The following is a 495-nucleotide window of genomic DNA, read 5'->3' on the forward strand; positions in this document are numbered from 1 at the left end:
CGGCTCCGCCAGTTCGTTGACCGTCGCTTCGCCCCGGGAGAGGCGGGCGATGATCGCGCGACGCACCGGGTCGGCCAGGGCGAGGAATGCCCGGTCGAGGTGCTCGTCGTCAGTCGTCATAATGATCAACCAATTCCTTTATCAACCAATGCGTTGATTACAACGATACGACCGTCGCGAACGCATGTCAACACCCCGGACGCCGCCTGCTTTGCTCAGGGGGCCGGGTTTGACACACTTGACCCAGCGGCGCACGCCGGAGGTACGCACAGGGGAGGCCGTCATGAGCGCATACAGCAACGAGCAGCGCGGCGGGATCATCGTCGCCGTCGTCCCCGGGCAGCCGACCTCGGTGCTCGAGCAGGCCGCAGCGCTCGCCGACGATCTCGACGTGCACCTCGTCTGCGCCAACGTCGACGTGAACCGCTACCTGGTCTCCAGCTATGTCGACGGCAGCGTCGTCGCCCTGCCGTACGACCCCGACCTGCCCGAGGT

Annotated in this window: 1 protein-coding gene and 1 pseudogene; one reads left to right on the top strand and one right to left on the bottom strand. The window is 66.1% G+C overall.

Features of this window, described 5'->3' with window-relative positions:
- Positions 1-120, bottom strand: a 120-nt coding sequence (locus tag AB4Z02_RS19035) for an ArsR/SmtB family transcription factor (protein ID WP_441972929.1), incomplete at its 3' end; no start/stop codon positions are given.
- Positions 121-283: 163 nt separating this feature from the next.
- Between AB4Z02_RS19035 and AB4Z02_RS19040 the strand changes: the two are divergent.
- Positions 284-495: pseudogene (locus AB4Z02_RS19040) on the top strand (universal stress protein); the annotation flags it as partial.

The organism is Pedococcus sp. 2YAF34 (assembly GCF_052114585.1).
Classification (GTDB): domain Bacteria; phylum Actinomycetota; class Actinomycetes; order Actinomycetales; family Dermatophilaceae; genus Pedococcus.